Source organism: Pseudarthrobacter sp. NamE5, from assembly GCF_005796225.1.
Lineage (GTDB): Bacteria > Actinomycetota > Actinomycetes > Actinomycetales > Micrococcaceae > Arthrobacter.
Window position 1 is genome coordinate 1 of sequence record NZ_VAHO01000056.1, and the last position, 320, is coordinate 320.

A 320-nucleotide genomic window follows, 5' to 3' on the forward strand; every position below is an offset into this window, starting at 1 on the left:
GGCGTCGGAGTTCTGGCTGGCCATGCCGGCGCTGGCGTAATGGGCAGCCTCAGGGCTGACAGTAGCGCCGGGCCTGTCGATGTCGGCGCTGGACCCGTTGCCACCAGCACGGCTCTCATCAAGGCCGGTGGCGTTGGCGGCGGTGGAAAGGAAGGCCAGCCCGATCACATCATGGGACTGGTCTGCATCGTTGCCCGCGCCGCTGTCCACGCCATTCTTGTCCACGCCATGGCTGTGCGGGCCGTCGTTGTGCGCGCCGTTCCTGGCCCCGCTGTCGGTTGCGGGGTGTCCGGCGGTGGCAAGGGTTCCGGCGATGATGT

1 protein-coding gene is annotated in these 320 nt (G+C 68.4%); it reads right to left on the reverse strand.

Annotated elements, in window-relative coordinates; all coding sequences use genetic code 11:
• A partial coding sequence (locus FDW84_RS19445; protein ID WP_171046842.1) for a hypothetical protein occupies positions 1–320 on the reverse strand: 320 nt, incomplete at both ends.